At 64.5% G+C, this 19,825-nt stretch carries 23 protein-coding genes; 15 read left to right on the plus strand and 8 right to left on the minus strand.

Annotated features, from left to right (window positions below; translation table 11 throughout):
• The first annotated feature begins 47 nt into the window (after positions 1-47).
• Entirely contained in the window at positions 48-959 is a 912-nt protein-coding gene (locus ACREC7_RS01000) for a polyprenyl synthetase family protein (RefSeq protein ID WP_431553819.1), read from the plus strand.
• Here ACREC7_RS01000 and ACREC7_RS01005 read toward each other — a convergent pair.
• Positions 956-1,213 carry an exodeoxyribonuclease VII small subunit gene (locus tag ACREC7_RS01005; RefSeq protein ID WP_431553820.1) on the minus strand — a complete coding sequence of 86 codons (258 nt, stop codon included), beginning with the start codon at positions 1,211-1,213 and terminating at the stop codon, positions 956-958. The genes ACREC7_RS01000 and ACREC7_RS01005 overlap by 4 nt on opposite strands.
• Before the next feature lie 196 nt (positions 1,214-1,409).
• Between ACREC7_RS01005 and ACREC7_RS01010 the strand changes: the two genes are divergently transcribed.
• A complete protein-coding gene (locus tag ACREC7_RS01010) occupies positions 1,410-1,643 on the plus strand; it encodes a hypothetical protein (protein ID WP_431553821.1) in 234 nt (77 codons plus the stop codon).
• 25 nt (positions 1,644-1,668) lie between these two features.
• Here ACREC7_RS01010 and ACREC7_RS01015 read toward each other — a convergent pair whose 3' ends face one another.
• Genes ACREC7_RS01015 through ACREC7_RS01025 form a run of 3 tightly spaced genes read right to left on the minus strand, consistent with a single transcriptional unit; the run spans position 1,669 to position 3,123 of the window.
• A complete protein-coding gene (locus ACREC7_RS01015; protein ID WP_431553822.1) occupies positions 1,669-2,601 on the minus strand; it encodes a histone deacetylase family protein in 933 nt (310 codons plus the stop codon).
• A gap of 55 nt (positions 2,602-2,656) precedes the next feature.
• The gene (locus ACREC7_RS01020; protein WP_431553823.1) at positions 2,657-2,851 is read right to left on the minus strand and encodes a type II toxin-antitoxin system HicA family toxin; all 195 of its coding nucleotides are present in this window, start codon (positions 2,849-2,851) and stop codon (positions 2,657-2,659) included.
• On the minus strand, positions 2,848-3,123 hold the full coding sequence (locus tag ACREC7_RS01025; protein ID WP_431553824.1) for a DUF1902 domain-containing protein: 276 nt from the start codon (positions 3,121-3,123) through the stop codon (positions 2,848-2,850). Before ACREC7_RS01025 ends, ACREC7_RS01020 begins: the two co-directional genes overlap by 4 nt.
• Before the next feature lie 44 nt (positions 3,124-3,167).
• On the opposite strand from ACREC7_RS01025, the gene ACREC7_RS01030 reads away from it, so the two are divergent.
• The gene (locus ACREC7_RS01030; protein ID WP_431553825.1) at positions 3,168-4,145 is read left to right on the plus strand and encodes an L-threonylcarbamoyladenylate synthase; all 978 of its coding nucleotides are present in this window, start codon (positions 3,168-3,170) and stop codon (positions 4,143-4,145) included.
• Positions 4,142-5,581 (plus strand): FAD-binding oxidoreductase, encoded by a 1,440-nt coding sequence (locus tag ACREC7_RS01035; protein ID WP_431553826.1) that lies wholly within the window; start codon positions 4,142-4,144, stop codon positions 5,579-5,581. Before ACREC7_RS01030 ends, ACREC7_RS01035 begins: the two co-directional genes overlap by 4 nt.
• Before the next feature lie 12 nt (positions 5,582-5,593).
• Here ACREC7_RS01035 and ACREC7_RS01040 read toward each other — a convergent pair whose 3' ends face one another.
• Positions 5,594-6,313 (minus strand): SOS response-associated peptidase, encoded by a 720-nt coding sequence (locus ACREC7_RS01040; protein WP_431553827.1) that lies wholly within the window; start codon positions 6,311-6,313, stop codon positions 5,594-5,596.
• Positions 6,314-6,437: 124 nt separating this feature from the next.
• On the opposite strand from ACREC7_RS01040, the gene ACREC7_RS01045 reads away from it, so the two are divergent.
• Positions 6,438-7,274: a TIGR02301 family protein gene (locus tag ACREC7_RS01045; protein ID WP_431553828.1), complete on the plus strand. Its 837-nt coding sequence runs from the start codon at positions 6,438-6,440 to the stop codon at positions 7,272-7,274.
• 140 nt (positions 7,275-7,414) lie between these two features.
• The gene (locus ACREC7_RS01050; protein WP_431553829.1) at positions 7,415-7,672 is read left to right on the plus strand and encodes a hypothetical protein; all 258 of its coding nucleotides are present in this window, start codon (positions 7,415-7,417) and stop codon (positions 7,670-7,672) included.
• Positions 7,673-7,678: 6 nt separating this feature from the next.
• On the opposite strand, the gene ACREC7_RS01055 is transcribed toward ACREC7_RS01050, so the two are convergent.
• A complete protein-coding gene (locus ACREC7_RS01055; protein WP_431553830.1) occupies positions 7,679-8,347 on the minus strand; it encodes a LysE family translocator in 669 nt (222 codons plus the stop codon).
• A 113-nt stretch (positions 8,348-8,460) separates the two neighbouring features.
• On the opposite strand from ACREC7_RS01055, the gene ACREC7_RS01060 reads away from it, so the two are divergent.
• Positions 8,461-9,201: a hypothetical protein gene (locus ACREC7_RS01060; RefSeq protein ID WP_431553831.1), complete on the plus strand. Its 741-nt coding sequence runs from the start codon at positions 8,461-8,463 to the stop codon at positions 9,199-9,201.
• Positions 9,202-9,204: 3 nt separating this feature from the next.
• Here the strand turns inward: ACREC7_RS01060 and ACREC7_RS01065 are convergent, their stop codons facing one another.
• The gene (locus ACREC7_RS01065) at positions 9,205-10,548 is read right to left on the minus strand and encodes a dihydroorotase (RefSeq protein WP_431553832.1); all 1,344 of its coding nucleotides are present in this window, start codon (positions 10,546-10,548) and stop codon (positions 9,205-9,207) included.
• A 63-nt stretch (positions 10,549-10,611) separates the two neighbouring features.
• On the opposite strand from ACREC7_RS01065, the gene ACREC7_RS01070 reads away from it, so the two are divergent.
• Positions 10,612-11,484 (plus strand): YgfZ/GcvT domain-containing protein, encoded by an 873-nt coding sequence (locus ACREC7_RS01070; RefSeq protein ID WP_431553833.1) that lies wholly within the window; start codon positions 10,612-10,614, stop codon positions 11,482-11,484.
• On the plus strand, positions 11,481-12,077 hold the full coding sequence (locus ACREC7_RS01075; RefSeq protein WP_431553834.1) for a DNA-3-methyladenine glycosylase I: 597 nt from the start codon (positions 11,481-11,483) through the stop codon (positions 12,075-12,077). Before ACREC7_RS01070 ends, ACREC7_RS01075 begins: the two co-directional genes overlap by 4 nt.
• Here ACREC7_RS01075 and ACREC7_RS01080 read toward each other — a convergent pair.
• On the minus strand, positions 12,067-12,309 hold the full coding sequence (locus tag ACREC7_RS01080; protein WP_431553835.1) for a DUF2188 domain-containing protein: 243 nt from the start codon (positions 12,307-12,309) through the stop codon (positions 12,067-12,069). The two genes, ACREC7_RS01075 and ACREC7_RS01080, sit on opposite strands and share 11 nt — an antisense overlap.
• A 122-nt stretch (positions 12,310-12,431) precedes the next feature.
• On the opposite strand from ACREC7_RS01080, the gene ACREC7_RS01085 reads away from it, so the two are divergent.
• The 6 genes from ACREC7_RS01085 (at position 12,432) to ACREC7_RS01110 (ending at position 19,816) form a co-directional block, all read left to right on the plus strand.
• Complete coding sequence (locus ACREC7_RS01085; protein ID WP_431553836.1) at positions 12,432-13,046, plus strand: YfbR-like 5'-deoxynucleotidase; 615 nt, start codon at positions 12,432-12,434, stop codon at positions 13,044-13,046.
• 83 nt (positions 13,047-13,129) lie between these two features.
• Positions 13,130-13,657, plus strand: coding sequence for a tyrosine phosphatase family protein (locus ACREC7_RS01090; RefSeq protein WP_431553837.1), 528 nt, complete (start codon positions 13,130-13,132; stop codon positions 13,655-13,657).
• Between the two features lie 3 nt (positions 13,658-13,660).
• Positions 13,661-14,662: an NUDIX hydrolase gene (locus ACREC7_RS01095; RefSeq protein ID WP_431553838.1), complete on the plus strand. Its 1,002-nt coding sequence runs from the start codon at positions 13,661-13,663 to the stop codon at positions 14,660-14,662.
• 247 nt (positions 14,663-14,909) lie between these two features.
• Positions 14,910-15,185 (plus strand): hypothetical protein, encoded by a 276-nt coding sequence (locus tag ACREC7_RS01100; protein WP_431553839.1) that lies wholly within the window; start codon positions 14,910-14,912, stop codon positions 15,183-15,185.
• A 175-nt stretch (positions 15,186-15,360) separates the two neighbouring features.
• Positions 15,361-18,528: an amino acid permease gene (locus ACREC7_RS01105; RefSeq protein ID WP_431553840.1), complete on the plus strand. Its 3,168-nt coding sequence runs from the start codon at positions 15,361-15,363 to the stop codon at positions 18,526-18,528.
• Positions 18,529-18,748: 220 nt separating this feature from the next.
• A complete protein-coding gene (locus ACREC7_RS01110; protein ID WP_431553852.1) occupies positions 18,749-19,816 on the plus strand; it encodes a PQQ-dependent sugar dehydrogenase in 1,068 nt (355 codons plus the stop codon).
• The last annotated feature ends 9 nt before the right edge of the window (positions 19,817-19,825 follow it).

Genomic DNA, 19,825 nt, shown 5'->3' on the forward strand with positions numbered 1-19,825 from the left:
CGTCCAGCATTTTCCCCTAACCTCGCCTCGGGTCTGGGGAGACGCGCATGGCACGCGCCATTCTGTCGACGCCGAGCGAAGCCGTTCAGGACTTCGACGTCGCCAAGGCGGAATTGCGCCGCGCCGTGGAAGATTTCCTCGCCCAGCTTTTTGCCAAGGCTCCAGATACCGATGTCGCCCGCGCCGCCGGCTACGCGGTGCTTGGCGGCGGGCATCGCTGGCGCGCCCTTGTTGCCGTTGCCGCGGGCAAGATCTTTCGCGACGATGCGCTGCAACGCGTCCTGCCAGCGGCCTGCGGCGTGGAGCTAGCGCACGTGGCGTCCCTTGTCCTCGACGATCTGCCGAGCATGGATGACGCGACCGTCAGGAGGGGAAAGCCCTGCACGCATCGCGCCTTCCCGGCCTGGGCTGCCGACATGACGCCGGTGTTCCTGGTGACGCTCGCCTATCGGATCAGTCTCGACATCCCCGCTGTCCCTGCGCCCGCGCGCATTAAGGCTGCGCTCGAGCTGAGCGAGGCTGGGATGATGATGATCGAAGGCCAGGTGCACGACATGCGTCAGGACCTGGATGGCGGCACTTGCGAAGAAGCGCGCCTGCTCACCTGTTACCGGCTGAAGAGCGCGGCGCTCTATGGGGCCGCGGCCAAGATGGGTGGCATCCTGACCGGCGCCGACGATGAAGATGCCGCGAGCCTGCAGGCTGCCGGCGTCGATCTCGGCTACGCCTACCAATTCCTCGACGATGTCGCCGATGTCGTTGCCGGCGTGGCGGAAGTCGGCAAGGAGCGGGGCAAGGATGCCGGCAAATGCACTGCCATCGATCTGTTCGGAGTGGAAGGTGCGAGGCGCAAGGCGTCGGAGTTTCAAGCAAGAAGCCTGTCGCATCTTGAAAGGTTCGGGGCTGAAGCCGATTGGCTGCGCCAGCTCGTCACCGAGGCGAGCTGGAAAGCGAGCTAGTCCTCGACATCGAGCGGCTCGGTGCCGGTGGGCTGATTGTTCGAATTGAGCGAGATCTTCTCGACCTTGGCTTCAGCTTTGCGCAGAAGCGCGTCGCAATGCGCCTTCAGCGCCTCGCCCCGCTCATAGATCAGGATCGAGGCCTCAAGCTCCACATCGCCCTTCTCCAGGCGGTCGACGATGGCTTCGAGCTCCTTCAGCGCCTGCTCGAAGCTCATATCCTTGATGTCGGCATGTTCTGATGTTTCGGCCATGCTGAGCCTTTAGCCCTTCGGGACGGCAAGGTTCAAGAGGAAGGCGCTTCCCTTAGCACCCGAAGCCATCGAACAGCCACCCCCGGTCCCTCGGTGTGCCAATTCCCACAGCCTTCCAGAACGCAGTGGGGATAGCGTCGATGTGCTTCGGTCCAATGATCCTTAAGACCAGGCAAACCTTGAAAGGAGACCTCTCATGAAGAGATTGATCCTTGGCTCTGTGCTCGTCCTCACCGCCCTGTCGGGCGCCATTGTCGCCTCCGATCCGGCGGCAGCCCAGACCTCATACACTTATCGTCCTGTTCCAAGCTATCAACCGTGGCGCGGCTCACCCTACAGCCGAACCTATATCGGACAGTACTACCCGCGCCTCAACTATCAAAACCTGTGCGACCGCTATCGTTGTTGGACACAGTATTTCTGGCGCTAATCGCGAACCGAGAAGCGGGTAATCCTCAAGAGGAAGCCTGCATCAGGGCCAGCACGTGGACGGCGGTTGAGCGCCCGAGCGCCTGAAGATCGTAGCCGCCCTCGAGCGCGGAGACGACCCGGCCGCCGGCATGCTTCTCGGCCATCTCCATGAGCTTCTCGGTCACCCAGGCGAAATCCTCCTCGGTGAGCTCGATCTGGGCAAGCGGGTCGTCGCGATGGGCGTCGAACCCCGCCGAGATCAGCAGCACGTCCGGAGCGAAATCGTGCAGCGCCGGCAGGATGCGGCTCAAGAACGCCTCGCGAAAGCGCGCACTGCCGTCGAGCGGGCTGAGCGGCGCATTGAAGATGTTGCCGGCTCCGGTCTCGCTCAACGCTCCGGTGCCGGGGAACAGCGGCATCTGGTGCGTGGAGCCGTAGAACAGATCCCGGTCAGACCAGAACGCGTCCTGCGTGCCGTTGCCGTGATGCACGTCGAAATCGACCACCGCCACGCGCTCGGCGCCATGGGCGGCGCGGGCATGCAGCGCGGCGACGGCAACGTTGTTGAACAGGCAGAAGCCCATGGCGCGCGAGGGCTCGGCGTGGTGTCCTGGGGGGCGCACGGCGCAGAAGGCGTTCTTGGCGGCGCCCGTCATCACCTGGTCCATGGCGTAGACCGTGGCGCCGGCCGCCCGAAGGGCCGCATCGTAGCTCCTCGGGCAAATTGCGGTGTCGGGATCGAGCCAGATGAGACCCTGCCGCGGGATGGCGTCCCTGATCGCCTCCACATAGCGGGAGGGATGCAGCCGCTCGATAACGGCGAGATCGGCAAGCGGCGCCTGCTCGCGCTTCAGCGCGGCGAAGGCGGGGCCGGCGAGCGCGTGGTCGACGGCACGCAGCCGATCCGGCCGCTCAGGGTGACCTTGGCCCATGTCGTGCAGCAGGCAGTCGGGATGGGTGAGGAGCAGGGTGGGCATTTTCCGGGGGATCGTGAGCCGCCGACACCGATTGGTCAACGTGCTGGCATCGCGCTCAAAAGGCCTTCTCCAATCCAGCCTCTTTAAGAATCTTGTTCGCTAGGTGCCGCGACCTGATCTTGACCGGCACCGCAAAGCGGCGCCCGGATGCCGGGTTTTCCCACACGTCATGGTCGCCACGACCGTGGCGAACGAACGCACAGCCATTCTCGTCTAGTATCTTCCTTAATGCTTTCCCGTAGTCCTTCACGCGGCGTCGGAACTGAGCTGGATGCGCGTGCTGATTTGGACCACAAGCTCAACCGGAGTTTCAGCATCTTCGCCGTCTTCGGGTTCGAGAAGGTCTGAGATGACCGCCGGAAGCTTGTTGACGAGTTCCTCAAGCGTGTCGGCCTCGGCATTCAAGCCGAAAAGATCGCTCTCTTCGACATACCAGACACCGGCTTCGGCATCATGTGCCGCTTTGACGGTAACGCTGCGGGTCATCGGATTTCGGCCTAGAGTGCAATAGCGCTTCATCATATACGGGCAAACTTGAGGAACCAAGGTTGCCCAGCAGATTTACCATGACGATCGTCGCCGCAACGAAACAGTCAATCGACCGCGCCGCCGAGGCGCTGGCCAAGGGCGAGATCGTCGCCTTTCCCACCGAGACGGTTTATGGGCTCGGCGCCAATGCGCTCGACGCGGCGGCGGTCGCCAAGGTCTTTGCCGCCAAGGACCGGCCCCGCTTCAATCCTCTGATCGTGCATGTGCTTGGGGAGGAAGAGGCTCAAGCCTGCGCCGTCGTCAACGAAACCGCGCGAAGGCTCATCAAAGCCTTCTGGCCAGGGCCTCTGTCTCTCGTGCTGCCGCGGAGATCAGACTGCGGCATTCCCGATCTCATCAGCGCCGGCCTCGACACCATCGCGCTTCGCTCTCCAAGTCATCCGGTTGCCCGCGCGCTGCTCGAAGCAGCGAAGCTGCCAATCGCCGCACCGAGCGCCAACCGCTCCGGCCGCGTAAGCCCGACCACCGCCGCCCATGTCGAGGCCGAGCTTGGGCGCCTGCCGGCCATGATTCTCGATGGGGGCCCGTGCACGCTCGGGCTCGAGTCGACAGTGTTAGGGGTCGAGGGAGACAAAGTGACTCTGCTTCGCTTGGGCGCGCTTCCGCGGCAGGAGATCGAGAAGGTGCTAGGCCATAGACTTGCCGCGCCCGACGCTGGCGGCCACGTGACCTCGCCGGGTCAGCTCGCCGTCCATTATGCGCCGGCGACGCCGCTCCGCCTCGACGCGAGCAAGCCGCGCCACGGAGAAGCGTTTCTCGCCTTCGGCCCGAACGCGCCCGGTTTCGCCGGTCCAACGATCAATCTCAGCCGGCGCGGCGATTTGACCGAGGCAGCTGCGAATCTTTTCGCCGCGCTCAGGACGCTCGATGCCACGGGCGCAGAGACCATCGCGGTCATGCCGATCCCCGATCATGGTCTCGGCGAAGCCATCAACGACCGGCTCAAGCGTGCGCGCATCCCTGCCACCTTGACCGCTGGCGCCGATCTTCCATGACGGGCGACCATCCTCAACCTCGGCGGCCGAGCGATGCGACGCTCGACGCGCTCGTCCGCATCGTCGGCGAGGACCACGCGGTCCGCGAGCCAGAGGCCATGACGCCCTATCTCGTGGAATGGCGCGACCGCTATTTCGGCAAGGCGGCGCTCGTGCTCAAGCCGGGCTCGACCGCCGAAGTGGCGGCGATCTTGAAGCGCGCCAGCGAAACGCGCACGGCGATCGTGCCGCAAGGCGGCAATACCGGACTGGTCGGCGGCCAAATCCCATTCGAAAGCGGCCATGAAGTGGTGGTCAGCTTAAGCCGCATGACCCATGTCCGCGACATCGACCTCGAAGGCAACACCATGACGGTCGAAGCAGGCCTGGTGCTCGCCAATGCGCAAGGAGTGGCGGCGAGTGCCGGGCGGCTATTTCCCTTGAGCCTCGCCTCGGGAGGCAGCTGCCAGATCGGCGGCGTGCTCGCCACCAATGCCGGAGGCATGGCGGTGCTTTCCTATGGCAGCGCCCGCGATCTCACCCTCGGTCTCGAAGTCGTGCTCGCCGACGGAAGCGTGTGGAACGGGCTGAAGCGCTTGCGCAAGGACAATAGCGGCTACGACCTCAAGGACCTGTTCATCGGCTGCGAGGGCACGCTCGGCATCATCACCGCTGCCGTGCTGCGCCTTTACCCGAAGCCTGCCGAGACGGTGACGGCGTTCGCCGGGCTTTCTCACCTTGAATCCGCCACCGCCTTCTTCTCCCGCGCCTATGCCTTGGCGGGACCTGCGCTCACCGCCTTCGAGCTGATGCCGCGCCTTGGCCTCGACTTCGTGCTGAAGCATGGCAGCGACGCCCGCGATCCGCTTCGCTCCCCCCACGCTTGGTATGTGCTGTTGGAGCTTTCGAGCCCGCGGGAGGGTGACGACGTCGCCCGCGTCACCGAGGCGCTGCTCGGCGAAGCTGTCGAGGCAAAGGAGATCGACGATGCCGTCATCGCCGCATCGCTGGCGCAAGAGCGCGAGCTTTGGCGCCTGCGCGAGCTGATGAGCGAGGTGCAACGCCAAGAGGGCGGCTCCATCAAGCACGACGTGGCCGTGCCGGTCGCCCGCGTGCCTGAGTTCATCGCCCGCGCCAATCAGCTCGTCGAGTTGATGATCCCAAGCGCCCGGCCGGTGCCCTTCGGACATCTCGGCGACGGCAACATTCACTACAATGTGAGCCAGCCGCCTTCGATGGATCGCGCTGTGTTCCTCGCCAATTGGGAGGCGCTCAACGCCGCGGTGCATGAGATCGTGCTCGACCTCGGTGGCTCGATCAGTGCCGAGCACGGCATCGGGCGGATGAAGCGCGATCTGTTACGCCACGCGAAGCAGCCGATCGAGCTTGAGATGATGCGCAAGATCAAGCAGGCCTTCGATCCGAACGGGATCCTCAACCCAGGCAAGCTGCTTTAGGGCAAGTACCGCTCACAACAGAAGCTGCGTCTGCTGCGGCTGCTGGATGCCGGGCTCGTCGCGGCGCGAATCGTTGATCTGCGGATGCATCTCGATCGCCTCCAAGAGATCGCCGGGCGCCGGCCGCAGCATGTCTTGGGCGGCCTTGAGCTCCATCGCCTTGCAGTCGAGCCAGGCCTCGAAATGCTCACGTCCCAGCACCACCGGCATGCGATCGTGCAAAGGCGCCACGGCGGCATTGGCGTCGCATGTGATGATGGCGACCGAGTCGATCTCGCCGCCGGCGCGATCCCGCCAGCGCTCCCAGATGGCGGCAAAGGCAATCAGGCCGCCTTGGCGCGGGCGGAGCAGAAACGGGCGACGCGCGCCCTTCGGTCCGGTCCATTCGTAGAAACCGTCCGCCGGCACGAGGCAACGCCGCTCGGCGAAGGCGCGGCGGAAGGCTGATTTGGTCGATATGCCTTCGGCCCGCGCGTTGATCATGGGAGGACCGGCCTTGGGATCCCTGACGAAGGACGGCAGCAGGCCCCAGCGCATCATGCGGAAGCGCCGCTGACCGTCGGCGTCGACGCACACCACGCCGATGTCTTGCGTCGGCGCGATATTGTAACGGACCGGAAAATTTGGCGTGTCGCGATAGGCGAAGGTGGCGCGCACCGCTTCCGGTGGCGAGGTGAGGCTGTAGCGGGAGCACATCGGCCGATAGATGGGGCTGGCACCAAACGCGAGCAAGCCGCGAGGCGCCTGGCGGCCTCCCCGGAGGGCCTGCAAAAGCGGGCTCATTCGCGTTGCCGCGGGCTAAATCCAAAGGCATCCGCGCCTAGCTTTCGCCGCCAAACCGCGTTACTCAGATTGCATGAAACGAAGGACGCCCGCGCTTGGATTCGGGGCCTGCGTGCTCGCCGTCGCGATGCTCGGCTGGGCGCCAGTGGCCGAGGCACAGTTCTTTTGGTCACCATTCTTCCAGCAAGACCAGCCGAAGCGTCAGAAGGCCCGCCCGGCCAAGCCGAAGGCCCCGGCAGATGATCTGCCGCCCATCATTCCGCGGGAAAGCTCGGCGCCGCCCCCGCCGGACGACCGGCCCTATGACGCGAAGCTGCTGCGGCTCGCCGAGATCCTTGGCGCCGTCCACTATCTGCGCGAGCTATGCGGTGCCCAGGAAGGCCAACTCTGGCGCGATCAGATGAAGGACATCGTCAGGAACGAAGGCTCGACCGCCGTTCGCCGCGCCAAGCTCGTGAACAGCTTCAATGACGGCTACCGGGGCTATCGCCGCACCTACCGCGCCTGCACCTCCTCGGCCACGCTCGCCGTCACCCGCTTCTCGGTCGAAGGCGCGCAAATCGCTGCGGCGCTTGCCAAGCCATCGCATTACGCAAGCCGCGGTTCGAACGACGCGATACCGGGGTCGGCAACCACCGCAACTGACGCCTCTCCGGCTCCCGCCGCCAATGCACCTGCAGCGACGGATGGCGCCACGTCAACCCCAGAGACAAAACCTGCGGAGGCCACCAAGCCCGCAGCCACCGGAGCGACGCCCCAGACCGAAGCCAGCCAGGGCCAGACAGCCGCTCCCGAGCCCGGTCAGGTCGACGGCGCGGAGAAGCCCAAGCGGAAAAAGCGCAAGGCTGCCAATCAGGCGAAGCCCGAGGAAACCCAGCAAGGCATTCCGTTCTTCGGCAGGGCCAGGTAGGCCCCCTCGGCGATGGCCCCGAAAGGGGCCTCGAACCCGTTCCGATTAACCGTTAGTTCGCCTTTTTCCCCCGTTTAGCGCGCGTCCGTGCCAGTTTTTGGCTTAAGCACAAGGGATCGCGAAGAACAGGGGATACGCCGTTGCAGCCGGCAGAGCGTGCAAGAGAGACCGCAAAGGACAAGGCTCGGAGCCAAGAGGCTTTGAGATACATCCTCGATGCGTGGGAAGAGGCGTTGCATGACGGCATCGAGCCGGAGATGCTCGCCAACGCCGCGCTGTTCGCGGCACTCGCCGATCTCGTCGCGGCTTACGGCGAGGACGCCGTGGCCAAGATGACCGGTGGGCTCTCCCGCCGCATCCAGCACGGCGAGTTCACGCTGAATCGGACCCCGCAATAGCCGGCTTTAGCCCCAGCCGAGAACAAGCTCGTTGACTAGGAGCACGACGCCGAAGGCGATCAAGAGCGTCCCGGCGATGCGGTTGATGAGCCTGAGCCTGCTCTCGGTCAGCCGGTGCCTGATGGTGGCAATCAGCTCCGACAGCCCGAGCCACCACAACAGGCTACCCCCCATGACGGACACCACGAGCAGCAGCGCCTCGAGATAGGTGTCGAGACCGCCGATCAGCGAACCGAGGCCGCCGATCAAAGCCAGCATGCCGAGAATGGCGCCTGGATTTGAGATGGTGAGAAAGAAGGTCTGGGGAATGATGCCCCAATGATCCCAAAGGTGGGACTTTTGCCCTGGCGCGATCAACAGCATGGGAGGCGCGAACAGGAGCCCGATGCCGAAGACGATCAGCAGCACGCCGCCAACGAGCTGGATCGGCCCTGAATAGGCGATCAACACGTCGGAGATCGCCGTCACGCTGAACGCGGCGATGGCCGCGAGCAGCCCGTCGCCAAGCATGGCGCCGATACCGGCGGCGAGACCGCCCCAGAATCCATTGGTTACGGCCCGCTGGATGCAAAGGACATTGACCGGTCCGATGGGCGCCGCTACCAGCAGCCCAACGCCAATTCCGGCTAGCACCAGTTGGATGCCGGACAGAACGATATGCGCGCCGGACGGCAAGTGCCTATCGCTGCTGGCCGATGGGGAAGGATCGTCGCGAGAGCTTGGCGCTCCGCGCGCAAGCTAGGCGCCCGTCACTGTGCGAAAGTGGCGAAGCGCCCAAGGGAGGTGGGATGAGTCGCACAAAAATCGTCATGGCGGCCTTCGCAGCATTGGTAGCTGGCACGCTTCTCATTGTCTATGCCTACCGGGGAGAGGTCGTCTCTCGCGCCGCGACACAAAGCGGCCAGGAAATCTCGCCGGCGACCGAGGCCAATAAGCCGCAGGCGATGGCCGCGAGCGAGGCTGCGAAGCCTGAAGCAGCCCCGGCGCCAAAGCCGGAAAGCGAAGCGCCGAAATCCGGAGGCGAGAGCGCGGCGCCGTCTGCGCCGCCCGGGGCTGAGGCGCCTCCGCCAGGAACTCCGGAGGTGATCTACGACTTCAACCGGCTGCCTGATGAGATCAGGGACACGCTGCAGAGCATCGTGGTTGCGGCGCAGAGCGGCAATATCGACGAGATGCTGCCGGTGCTCGAGGAGAACGAGCTGCCGCCGATGCTGAGCGCGACCGCGGTGAGCGACCCGATCGCATTTTGGAAGAAGGCTTCCGCCGACGGCCAGGGCCGCGACATTCTCGCCGCCATGATGAACGTGTTCAGCTCAGGCTTCATGCGCAAAGGCGACGGCAAGGACGTGATGTATATCTGGCCCTATTTCGCCGAGATGGACTTGGCCAAGCTCACGCCCGCGCAAGAGGTCGATTTCTACCGCGTGGTGCCGCCGCCGCTCGCTCTCGAAATGAAGAAAAGCGGCAAGTACAGCTATTATCGCGCCGGCATCGGCGCCGACGGCGTCTGGCACTATTTCCTGAAATAGCGCTCAAGCGAGCGGATCGCGCGGCAACGCTTCGCCGAAACGGACCGGCTCGCCGCAAGCTGCCCCAAGCTCGCCTTCCCACATGGCGAGGTCCCCGCGCACCACGGTGCCGACCGGCCAGCCCTTCACCCTCTCGCCGGCGAAGGGAGTCCAGCCGCATTTGCTGCCGATCCAGTCGTCGTCGATCGCGCGCTCCGCCTTGAGATCGACGATGGTGAGGTCCGCGTCGTAGCCGACGGCAATGCGGCCTTTGCCGGAGATGCCGAACAGTCGTTGCGGCCCGGCGCTGGTGAGATCGACGAAGCGCGCGAGGCTCAGCCGTCCCTTGCTGACGTGATCGAGCATCACCGGCACGAGCGTCTGCACGCCCGGCATGCCTGAGGGCGAGAGCGGATAGCTCTGTGCCTTCTCTTCGAGCGTATGCGGCGCGTGGTCTGAGCCGAGCACGTCGACGACGCCCTGGGTCAACCCCCACCACAGGACATTCTGATGCGCTGGATCGCGAAGTGGCGGGTTCATCTGAGCCTTGGTGCCGAGCCGCCGATAGATTTCTGGCGCGGCCAGGGTCAGATGCTGTGGCGTCACCTCGACGCTTGCCACATCCTTATGCAGCGCCAGGAGCTGCATCTCCGCCGCGGTCGAGACGTGCAGCACATGCACGCGCTTGCCGGCTGCGGTGGCGAGCCGCAACAGCTTGGCGGTCGCGGCAAGCGCGGCTTCGGGGTCGCGCCATTGGCTGTGGCTCAAAGGGTCGCCGTCGCGGCGAAGCGAAGCCCGCTCGCGCAACCGCGCTTCGTCCTCGGCGTGAAAGGCCGCGCGTCGCGCGATAAGAGCAAGGATGCGCGACAAGGTCTCCTCGTCGTCGACCAGCAGGTCTCCGGTGGAAGAGCCCATGAACACCTTGATGCCGGCGGCGCCTGGAAGCTTCTCCAGGCGTGGTAGCTCCTCGACATTCTCCCGCGTCGCGCCAACGAAGAAGGCGAAGTCGCAATACATGCGCCCGCGACCGCGCCCGACCTTGTCGGCGAGCGCCTCTGCGCTGGTCGTGGCAGGCTTTGTGTTCGGCATCTCGAACACGGCGGTCACACCACCGAGCACCGCCGACCGGCTGCCCGATTGGAGATCTTCCTTATGCTCGAGCCCTGGCTCGCGGAAATGCACCTGGGTGTCGATCACGCCGGGCAGAATATGCAAGCCAACCGCGTCGATGGTCCTGCCGGCGCAGTGGCCGGCGAAGCTGCCGATCGCCACGATACGGCCGTCCTTCACGCCGATATCGGCAAGGCCTTCGCCGGCATGATTGACCAGGGTCGCGCCCTTGATGAGGAGATCGAAGGTTTCGGGCAAGATGGGGCTTTCGCTTAAGCTTGCGGGCTTAACTCCGCCTGAATAAGTCTCTAGAGCATGAACATGAGCCAATGCAACGCGGCGCTTCTTTCCGACCGTGCGGTCGCGCGGGTCTCGGGGCCAGCGGCCAGCGGCTTTTTGCAAGGACTGATCACCAACGACATCGACAAGGCCAAGCCTGGCGGCGCCATCCATGCCGGCCTGCTCACGCCGCAGGGGAAAATTCTTTTCGATTTTTTCGTCGTGCCGGCGGGGGAGGGCTTCCTGCTCGACGTCGCCAAGGCTAAAGTCGGCGAGCTCGTGCAGCGGCTCGGCTTCTACAGGCTCCGCACCCAGGTCGAGATCGCCGAGGATCGCTCCTTCGCCGTGGCCGCGGCCTGGGGCGCGCCACCTCGGTTTCCGGACGGCGCCGTCGCCTATGCCGATCCGCGCCTGCCGGAGCTCGGGCATCGCATCCTGCTTCCCGCCGGCACGAGCCTTGGCGATCTCGGCTGCACGCTTGCCAGCGAGGACCTGTATCACGCGCACCGCATCGCACTCGGCGTGCCCGAGGGCGGGCGCGATTACGCCTTCGGCGATGCATTTCCCCACGAGGCGATGTTCGATCAGCTCGGGGGCGTCGACTTCAACAAAGGCTGCTTTGTCGGCCAGGAAGTGGTGTCGCGCATGGAGCATCGCGGCACGGCGCGGAAACGCATCGTCGGCGTGGAAGGGGAGGGGCCTTTGCCGCCCGAAGGCACCGACATCACCGCAGGCGGGACTTCCATCGGCACGCTCGGCTCTGTGAGCGGAAGCGCAGGCCTTGCGCTTCTCCGCCTCGACCGCGCCGAAGCGGCCGAAGCCGCCGGTCAGGTTTTGCGTGCGGACGAAATGACCGTCGCTTTGCGCATTCCCGCCTGGGCTCGCTTCAAGACCCCGGCGCCGGCAGCCTCATGAGCAAGGCCGAAGCGAAACGCTGTCCCTGGCCGGGGAGCGACACGCTCTACATCGCCTATCACGACGAGGAGTGGGGCGTGCCGAAATCCGACGCCCGCGCGCTCTTCGAGAAGCTCGTGCTGGAAGGATTCCAGGCCGGACTTTCCTGGATCACGATCTTGCGCAAGCGCGAGGCCTTCCGCGCCGCCTTCGACAATTTCGATGCGGAGAAGATGGCGCGCTACGGACCAAGGAAGGTCGCGAGCCTGCTCGTTGACGAAGGCATCGTGCGGCATCGCGGCAAGATCGAAGCCGCGATTTCAAACGCGAAGTCGTTCCTCGAGCTGGAAGCTGGGCCCGGCTTCAGCCAGTTCTTGTGGAGCTTCGTCGACGGCACCCCGAAGCAGAACGCCTACACGAGAATGGCCGACCTTCCGGCCGAGACTCCCGAGAGCAAGGCTCTTGCCAAAGCTCTAAAGAGCCGCGGCTTCCGCTTCACCGGGCCGACCACGCTGCACGCCTTCATGCAAGGCGTTGGCATGGTCAACGACCATTTGACCGGCTGCTTCCGCCACACCGAATGCGCCAAGCTCGGAGCGCGGTTCAGCCTTTAGAGCCGCGCGGATCGGCGCTGCGCGGATAAGTGCGCTCTTCTTGGATTTTTCCGTCCCGTTTGCGGATCCTCACCGAGCCCCTGCCGCCAACCGCTTTCTCTAGGACTCCGCCCTTGAGCGCCGCGGCCTTGGTGGCGAAGCGCTTCATGACCTCACTGGAACCTTCCTTCTTGAGTTCCCACTTCTTGGTCGTCTCATTGTGCGCAAGCGAGAATCTGGGCAGCTTTGCCATGCGGATCTCCTAGATGGGAATGCTGATTGGTCCTTACGCGGGAAAAAGCGGCTAATGAATGCCACTACACATCGGTTTCGTCCATGTTTTCCTCGGTCGGCTCCAGAGCTATTCATGAGGGCATGAAGAGCCTTCCCCACGCAACCGGCGCGCGCGCCTGGCAGCGCATGCTGAGCGGACGCCGGCTCGATCTCTTGAACCCGTCGCCGCTCGATATCGAGGTCGAGGATATTGCTCATGGGCTCGCGAGGGTCGCCCGCTGGAACGGCCAGACCACCGGCGACCATGCCTTCTCGGTGGCCGAGCACTGCCTTCTCGTCGAGACCATTGCAGGGGCCGTGTCGCCAGACTTGAGCCGCCGCTACCGGCTCGCAGCTTTGATCCACGATGCCCCTGAATACGTGATCGGCGATTTGATCAGCCCGTTCAAGGCGGCGCTCGCTCTCGACTACAAGGCTTTCGAGGCGAGACTGCTTGCCGCCATCCATATCCGCTTCGGGCTTCCGGTCGAGCTTCCCGCCGAAATCGCCAAACTGATTAAACGTGCTGACAAAATCGCGGCGTATTATGAAGCGACTGCACTTGCCGGATTTTCGGTCGAGGAGGGGCGGAGATATTTCGGTCAGCCGCGCGGGCTGAAGCCCGGCCTGGTGGCCAGGCTAACGCGGTTAACGCCGCTGCCTGCGGCCGACAGCGAAGCGAAGTTTCTCAAGCGTTTCAACGAGCTTGCTCAATGATGACGATGCCGAGCATCCTTACCGGGGATGGTCAAACATCCTCCCTGATTTCGCCAAGAGACGCGCCTAGCGTGCCGCGAATCATGTCGCCCGAAACCATCTATGTCTCGCCCTTGAGTCTGGTCGGGACCACCATCGAAGATGCTCAAGTGAGTCATCTTGTCACGCTGATCAATGGCGAGACCTTGGTGCCGACGCCGCGTTCGATCACGCCCGACCGGCATCTCAGGCTCGACATGAACGACATCTGCGAGCCGACCACGGGGCTCGTTCTGCCTTGCGAGGAGCATGTTGCCGATCTCGTCCGGTTCGCGCTCGATTGGGACCGTCGCGCGCCGCTTCTCATCCATTGCTGGGCCGGCATCAGCCGCTCCACCGCGGCCGCCTTCATCTCGCTCTGCGCGCTCAATCCGGAAGCCGACGAGATCGGCTTGGCGAGAGCGTTGCGCGAGGCGTCGCCCACCGCCTATCCCAACCGCAGGCTGGTTGCGCTTGGCGATGGGGTTCTGTCCCGTCAGGGTCGCATGATCGCCGCCGTGGAGAAGATCGGCCGCGGCACGCTTGCCGAGGAAGGGCAGGTGTTCGGACTCTCTGCCCGGAACGCGGCCTGAGCCATGGCTCAGGCCCTTCGCGCCGTAGAGACAGTCGGCGGCACCCAGATCGAGCTTGGGCTCAACGCCGCGATCGTCAGCGTGCGCGAGCAGCAGCCGCAAATTCTCGTGGTGCGCCCCGGCGAAGTGGCGTCGAGCGAATGGGACGCGCTTCCCTTCGGCCCCTTCGCCCCGCGCGCCCACCGCACCCTCGAAATCGGCTTGCGCGCCTGGGTGAAGCAGCAGACCGGGCTCGACCTCGGCTATGTCGAGCAGCTCTACACCTTCGGCGATCGTGGCCGCCACGCCGAGCCCGGCGACACCGCATCGCATATCCTCTCGGTCGGCTATCTCGCGCTCACCCGCGGCGCCGGCGAAGAGCTGCAGGGCTCGCATTGGTCGCCCTGGTACGCCTATTTCCCCTGGGAGGATTGGCGCCAGGGCAAACCTGAGATTTTCACCCGCGAGATCGAGCCGCGGCTGAAGGAATGGGCTGAGCGGGCACCATTGCCGGATGAGCCGGCAAGACCGCTGCGCCGTTCCGAACGGCTGAAAGTGGGCTTCGGCATCGGCGGCGGTTTCGACGAGGAGAAGGTGCTTGAGCGCTACGAGTTGCTGTATGAGGCTGGGCTCGTCAGCGAGGCCGCGCGCGACGGCCGATCTGCGGCGCGTCAATGGGACGATCTTCCCGAGCTTGGCCGGCCGATGGCCCTCGACCATCGCCGCATCCTCGCCACCGCCATGGGACGCCTGCGCGGCAAGCTCAAATACCGGCCGGTGGTGTTCGAGCTGTTGCCGCCGGAATTCACCCTGCTCGAGCTGCAAAAGACGGTGGAGGCGATCTCGGGCACGCTGCTGCACAAGCAGAACTTCCGCCGCCTGGTCGAGCAGGGCGGGCTGGTCGAGACCACCGGCAACGTCTCGACCGAGACCGGAGGCCGCCCCGCAAAGCTCTATCGCTTCCGCCGCGAGGTGGTGCTTGAGCGACCGGCGCCGGGCTTGCGCGTCAAGGCTGGCCGCGCGTAAGTCTTTAGATCTCGACGAAGAACTCCAGGAATCAGGAGAAGCAATTGCCAATGAAAATTGGCGGTGCCACGTCCTTTTTTGGCCAAATCCCTTGTATTTTCGCCAATTCAGAACCATATTTCGCGTGTAGTTTGGGCAGTGAACATTCAGATGATGTTGCCCGTTAGTTTGGGGCATTGGATGTAGGCTTCCTCCGACTTTTGCAGTCATCGCAATTCGGCAAACCAGCGTCCGTAAGGTTTCAATCATGAGCAATTTCGACTACACCGCAGAGGCCGAGCTGTTCCCCGCCAGAAACTGGAAAGCCAAATCCCGCGGCGTTGGCTACAAGCGCTTCACCCGCGCCTCAGAGGCTATTCGCTTTGCCATCGAAGAGCTTCCTCCTGAGTCCCTCTTGGGCGCCTATCTTGAGGTTGAGGAGGAAAGATTCGATGGGAGCGGCATCCGCCGCCTGTATGAGAGCCACGACTATCCCTTGCAGCGCCGCCTTGCGCCGTCGGGGGGCAAACGGAAAACTGGGTGAACCGGGAAATCGGATGGAGACCTCTCGAAGTCCGTCTTAGCCATTGATTTGCGTGGGAAAAGCCGATCGAGGCTTCCGCCGCCGGGCATGAGGCGGAGGGCTCGGTAACCATTGCTGTGTGTTCGTCTGGTGTTCCCCGCTCGTGGCTCCTACACGCGAGCGGGAAGGGTCGCCGATGGAGTCCACTACTCTCCAGCCAGATCCAGTGACGCCGCCCCATCCAAGGGTGCTTGGCTGGGTCGGCACTGCGGCGCTCGCCATGGGCGGCAGCAACCAGATGATCTTCCTGATCACGGCGCTGTTCGTCGGTCAGGGAGTGATCCTCGGGCAAGGTAGCGCCGCCGTTCCGTTGCTCATTACTGGGGTCCTGCTCGGCTGGGCAGCGGCACCTGCCTGGACCGAGCTCGTCCTGATGTGGCCGAACCGCGTCGGGGGAATTTCCGCGGCTTGCGCCGAAGCCTTCCGGCCCTACAACCCCGTTCTCTCGGCGCTGACCGGCACCTGCTATTGGTGGGGCTGGGTGCCGACCTGCGGGTTGACAGCTCTGCTCTCCGCCTCAGCCTTCCAGCAATGGTTCTTCCCCTGGCTTCCGGTGGAAGCCGTCGCCATCACCATCGTCGCTTTTTTCAGCTTCGTGAATTTTTGCGGCATCAAATGGGTCGCCCGCCTCGCCATCCCCGTCGCCACCGCCTCGGCGTCACTCGCCTTCGTTTCGGCGCTGGCCCCGATGCTCGCAGGCGACGTGAATTGGACGCAAGCCTTCAACTTTCATTTGACGACGCCCTTCGAAGGCTGGTTCGGCGAGCTCACCTCGATCATGGCCGGTCTTTACCTGATCGGATTTGCCGCTCCGGCCTTCGAGGCGGCCGCCTGCCACGTCGGCGAGACCGTTGATCCAAACCGCAACGTGCCTCGCGCCATGCTCGCCGCTGGCGTCATGGCAGGGGTGTATTTCATCGTCCTCCCCGTGGTTTGGCTCGGCGTGCTTGGTCCGGAGCCGCTTGGGCACGACCTTGCCATGGTGCTTGGGCCCACCTTCGCGCCGCTCTTCGGCAGTTTCGGCAAGGCCGCTGCCATCTGGTTCATCATGTTCAACATGTTCCACGGCACGCTGCAGCCGCTTGCCGGCGCTGCACGCACGCTGTCTCAGCTCAGCGACGACGGGCTCCTTCCCCGCTTCCTGTCGTGGCGCATAAAGGCGACCGACTGCCCATGGACGGCGACCTCGCTGACCGCCGGTTCGGCCATCATCTTTCTGTTGGCGGGCGATCCGGTATGGATGATCGCCGCCGCCAACTTCACCTACCTCATCGGCATTTGCATGCCGAACATCGCGGCGTGGCTGCTCCGCCGCGACCTGCCCGACGCCGAGCGTCCCTATCGCGCGCCGCGCGGCACCATCATGCTTGGTGTGGTCGCCGCCTGCATCTGGCTGCTCGCTGCCATTCTCGGCTTCCAGCAATTCGGTCTCCCGACGGTCGTGTTCGGCCTCGCCTTGGCTTATTCGGGGGCGGCACTCTACGCCTGGCGCGTCATGGAGGATCGGCGGAGCGCCGGCCTTCCCGCCGTGGCCCAGACGCTCCATGTCAAGCTCACCGGCGCCATGGTGGCCGTTCTCGTGCTGGACGGCGTTGCCTATCTGCTCGCGGTCAACACCGTTGCGGACGGGCACCACGAACTCGTGTCGGTGCTCGCCGATATTTTCGTGGTCGTGGCCTTGCTCACTATCAGCGTGGGCCTGGTCTTGCCCGGCATGATCACCTATTCGGCGATCGAGGTGAGCAAGGCCGCGAAGCGGCTGACCTCCGGCACCTTGCGCGAGTTTTCCCAGGCCATGGGAGCCTTGGGCCGCGGCGATCTCGAGGCTGCCCACGCGTCGGTCAATATCGTACCGGTCAAGCCGAACTCCCGCGATGAGCTCGGCGAGATGGCCGAGAGCTTCAACGTCCTGCAGAAAGAGGTGCGGGAAGCCGCGCTCGGCCTCGGCGAAGCGCGCGAAAAGTTGCGCGCGGCCCGCGCCGAGCTCCTCTCCAGGCACCGCTACATCGCCCATCTCGCTCATCACGACTCGCTCACCAATCTGTCCAACCGCACCGCCCTTGCCGAGCAGTTCGCCCAGACCTTCGTGCAGGCCAGAGAGAACCGCACGAGCTTCGCCGTCTTGACCGTCGATCTCGATCATTTCAAGGAGGCCAACGACTTGTTCGGTCATGTCATTGGCGACGAGCTGCTTTGCGCCATTGCGCGTCGCCTGCAACACGCCGCCGATGACGCCTTCATTGCCCGGATGGGCGGCGATGAATTCACCCTCATCCTGGCGACCGGCGATCAGCCGAAGGCCGCCCAGGCCTTGGCCAAGCGCATGCTCGAGGCCGTGGCAAAGCCCTTCGAGGTGCGCGGCCAGCTGATCCCCATCGGGCTCAGCGTTGGCGGCACGATCTACCCCGAGGACGCGTCCGATATCGATGGACTCATCGCCAATGCCGACGCCGCGCTCTTCCGCGCCAAGGCCGACGGCCGGCACCTGGTCCGATTCTTCGAGCCCGAGATGGACCGGCGCTTGCGGGAACGCTACGAGCTCCAACACGACATGCGCTCGGTGATCGCGCACGGCGAACTTGCGCTGCATTATCAGCCGCAAGCCAAGGTCGACGGAGAGGTGTTCGGCTTCGAGGCTTTGCTGCGTTGGTATCATCCGACGCGCGGCCTCGTGGCGCCGAGCACGTTCATCCCGCTCGCCGAACAGAACGGCATGATCGCCGAGATCGGCGAATGGACGCTGCGCCAGGCTTGCGCCGAAGCCGTCTCGTGGCCGAGGTCGCTGCAAATCGGCGTCAATCTGTCCCCGGTCCAGTTCCGTCATGCTGATTTGGCCGAGCTCGTGCAATCGGTCCTCGCCGACACCGGCCTGGCGCCCGGCCGTCTCGAGCTTGAGATCACCGAGGGCGTGCTGATCAACGATCAGGCCCGCGCGCTTGCTACGCTCCGCCGGCTAAAGCTTCTCGGCGTAAAGATTGCCATGGACGATTTCGGCACCGGCTATGCCTCGTTGTCGGGGCTGCAGTCGTTCCCCTTCGATAAGCTCAAGATCGACAAGACTTTCGTGTCGGGCGTCGAATCCAACGCCAAGTCGGCGGAAATCGTGCGTGCCGTGATCGGGCTGGGGCGGGCGCTGAAGATTCCGGTGATCGCCGAAGGCGTGGAGACTGAAGGCGAGCGCTCGTTCCTGATGCTCGAAGGATGCGAGGAGCTGCAAGGCTATCTGATCGGCCGCCCGGCGCCGGTTGCAACCTACGCCATGCTGATCTATGGAGACCGCGCCAACGCCCTGATGGCGGGGTGAGCTTGGGTGGAGCGGTGGCGGGGGCTCGCTGAACTTGCGCTTCAAACCGATGCGTCGCGTGGGCCTCTGAACCAATTGGCGCTAGACTGCGTTGCAATCTGGATCGGGAACCCAAAGGCGAAGAATGCCCTTCAGGGACATTGCACGGCATTTCAGCGGCAAATGGCTGCTCTTGCCTTTGGCGGTGATCGCCGCCGTGACGCTTGTCTCCCGTTACGGCATGAGCGTGGACGGCCCGCGTGACACTAAAGCCGGGACGATCAAGGTCGAGACCGTCGCCACGGGATTGGAACATCCCTGGGGATTGGCCTTCCTCCCCGACGGGCGGATGCTGGTGACGGAGCGCTCAGGGACGCTGCGCCTCGTGTCGAAGGACGGCAAGCTCTCCGAGCCGCTCTCCGGCGTGCCCCAAGTCATTGCCGCAGGGCAGGGGGGATTGCTCGACGTGGCCATCGACCCCGGCTTCAAGTCGAACGGCCTCGTTTATCTGTCCTATTCGGAACCCGGCGAGGGCGGAGCCTCCACCGCGGTGGCGCGCGGGAAACTCGGCGAGAGCGGCCTCGACGACGTCGAAGTGATCTTCCGCCAGGAGCCAAAGGTGGGGGGCGGCAACCATTTCGGCTCGCGTCTCGTCTTCGCGCCCGACGGCACGCTGTTCGTCACCCTTGGCGAGCGCTTCACGTTCGCCCCGGCACAGGACCTCAGCAACGATCTCGGCAAGATCGTGCGCATCAACCCCGACGGTTCGGTGCCCAAGGACAATCCTTTCGTCGGCCGCAAGGACGCGCGTCCGGAGATCTGGTCGTACGGCCATCGCAACCCGCAAGGCGCCGCCATCAACCCTGAGACCGGCAGACTGTGGGAGACCGAATTGGGTCCTCGGGGCGGGGACGAGCTCAACATCCCGCAAGCCGGTAAAAATTACGGCTGGCCGGTAGTGAGCTGGGGAAACCACTATACCGGCCAGGACATTCCCAAGCCGCCGACCCACCCCGAATTTGCCGACGCCATCGATCACTGGAACCCGGTGATCTCGCCCTCGGGCATAACCTTCTACACCAGAGACGCCATCCCAGGCTGGAAGGGAAACCTCCTCATCGGCGCCCTGTCGGGGCAAGCGATCGTGCGCCTCACCCTTGACGGCGAGAAGGTCGTTGCCGAGGAGCGGATTCCCATGGGCACCCGCATCCGCGACGTGGTGCAAGGCCCCGATGGGGCGGTCTACGCCTTGACCGACGAGGGCAACGGCGAGATCCTGCGGCTCACGCTCGAAAATTCGCCCAAATGACCCGCCAGT

Origin of the sequence: Methyloceanibacter sp. (assembly GCF_050728395.1) — a bacterium.
Classification (GTDB): Bacteria; Pseudomonadota; Alphaproteobacteria; order Rhizobiales; family Methyloligellaceae; genus Methyloceanibacter.

Excerpts from the sequence above, each read along its gene's own strand:
- ACREC7_RS01000 (WP_431553819.1), top strand. The coding sequence starts at position 48 with ATGGCACGCGCCATTCTGTCGACGCCGAGCGAAGCCGTTCAGGACTTC.
- ACREC7_RS01070 (WP_431553833.1), top strand. The coding sequence starts at position 10,612 with ATGAGCCAATGCAACGCGGCGCTTCTTTCCGACCGTGCGGTCGCGCGG.
- ACREC7_RS01105 (WP_431553840.1), top strand. The coding sequence starts at position 15,361 with ATGGAGTCCACTACTCTCCAGCCAGATCCAGTGACGCCGCCCCATCCA.
- ACREC7_RS01075 (WP_431553834.1), top strand. The coding sequence starts at position 11,481 with ATGAGCAAGGCCGAAGCGAAACGCTGTCCCTGGCCGGGGAGCGACACG.
- ACREC7_RS01095 (WP_431553838.1), top strand. The coding sequence starts at position 13,661 with ATGGCTCAGGCCCTTCGCGCCGTAGAGACAGTCGGCGGCACCCAGATC.
- ACREC7_RS01080 (WP_431553835.1), bottom strand. The coding sequence starts at position 12,309 with ATGGCAAAGCTGCCCAGATTCTCGCTTGCGCACAATGAGACGACCAAG.
- ACREC7_RS01005 (WP_431553820.1), bottom strand. The coding sequence starts at position 1,213 with ATGGCCGAAACATCAGAACATGCCGACATCAAGGATATGAGCTTCGAG.
- ACREC7_RS01030 (WP_431553825.1), top strand. The coding sequence starts at position 3,168 with ATGACGATCGTCGCCGCAACGAAACAGTCAATCGACCGCGCCGCCGAG.
- ACREC7_RS01015 (WP_431553822.1), bottom strand. The coding sequence starts at position 2,601 with ATGCCCACCCTGCTCCTCACCCATCCCGACTGCCTGCTGCACGACATG.
- ACREC7_RS01010 (WP_431553821.1), top strand. The coding sequence starts at position 1,410 with ATGAAGAGATTGATCCTTGGCTCTGTGCTCGTCCTCACCGCCCTGTCG.
- ACREC7_RS01090 (WP_431553837.1), top strand. The coding sequence starts at position 13,130 with ATGTCGCCCGAAACCATCTATGTCTCGCCCTTGAGTCTGGTCGGGACC.
- ACREC7_RS01100 (WP_431553839.1), top strand. The coding sequence starts at position 14,910 with ATGAGCAATTTCGACTACACCGCAGAGGCCGAGCTGTTCCCCGCCAGA.
- ACREC7_RS01060 (WP_431553831.1), top strand. The coding sequence starts at position 8,461 with ATGAGTCGCACAAAAATCGTCATGGCGGCCTTCGCAGCATTGGTAGCT.
- ACREC7_RS01045 (WP_431553828.1), top strand. The coding sequence starts at position 6,438 with ATGAAACGAAGGACGCCCGCGCTTGGATTCGGGGCCTGCGTGCTCGCC.
- ACREC7_RS01110 (WP_431553852.1), top strand. The coding sequence starts at position 18,749 with ATGAGCGTGGACGGCCCGCGTGACACTAAAGCCGGGACGATCAAGGTC.
- ACREC7_RS01025 (WP_431553824.1), bottom strand. The coding sequence starts at position 3,123 with ATGATGAAGCGCTATTGCACTCTAGGCCGAAATCCGATGACCCGCAGC.
- ACREC7_RS01085 (WP_431553836.1), top strand. The coding sequence starts at position 12,432 with ATGAAGAGCCTTCCCCACGCAACCGGCGCGCGCGCCTGGCAGCGCATG.
- ACREC7_RS01035 (WP_431553826.1), top strand. The coding sequence starts at position 4,142 with ATGACGGGCGACCATCCTCAACCTCGGCGGCCGAGCGATGCGACGCTC.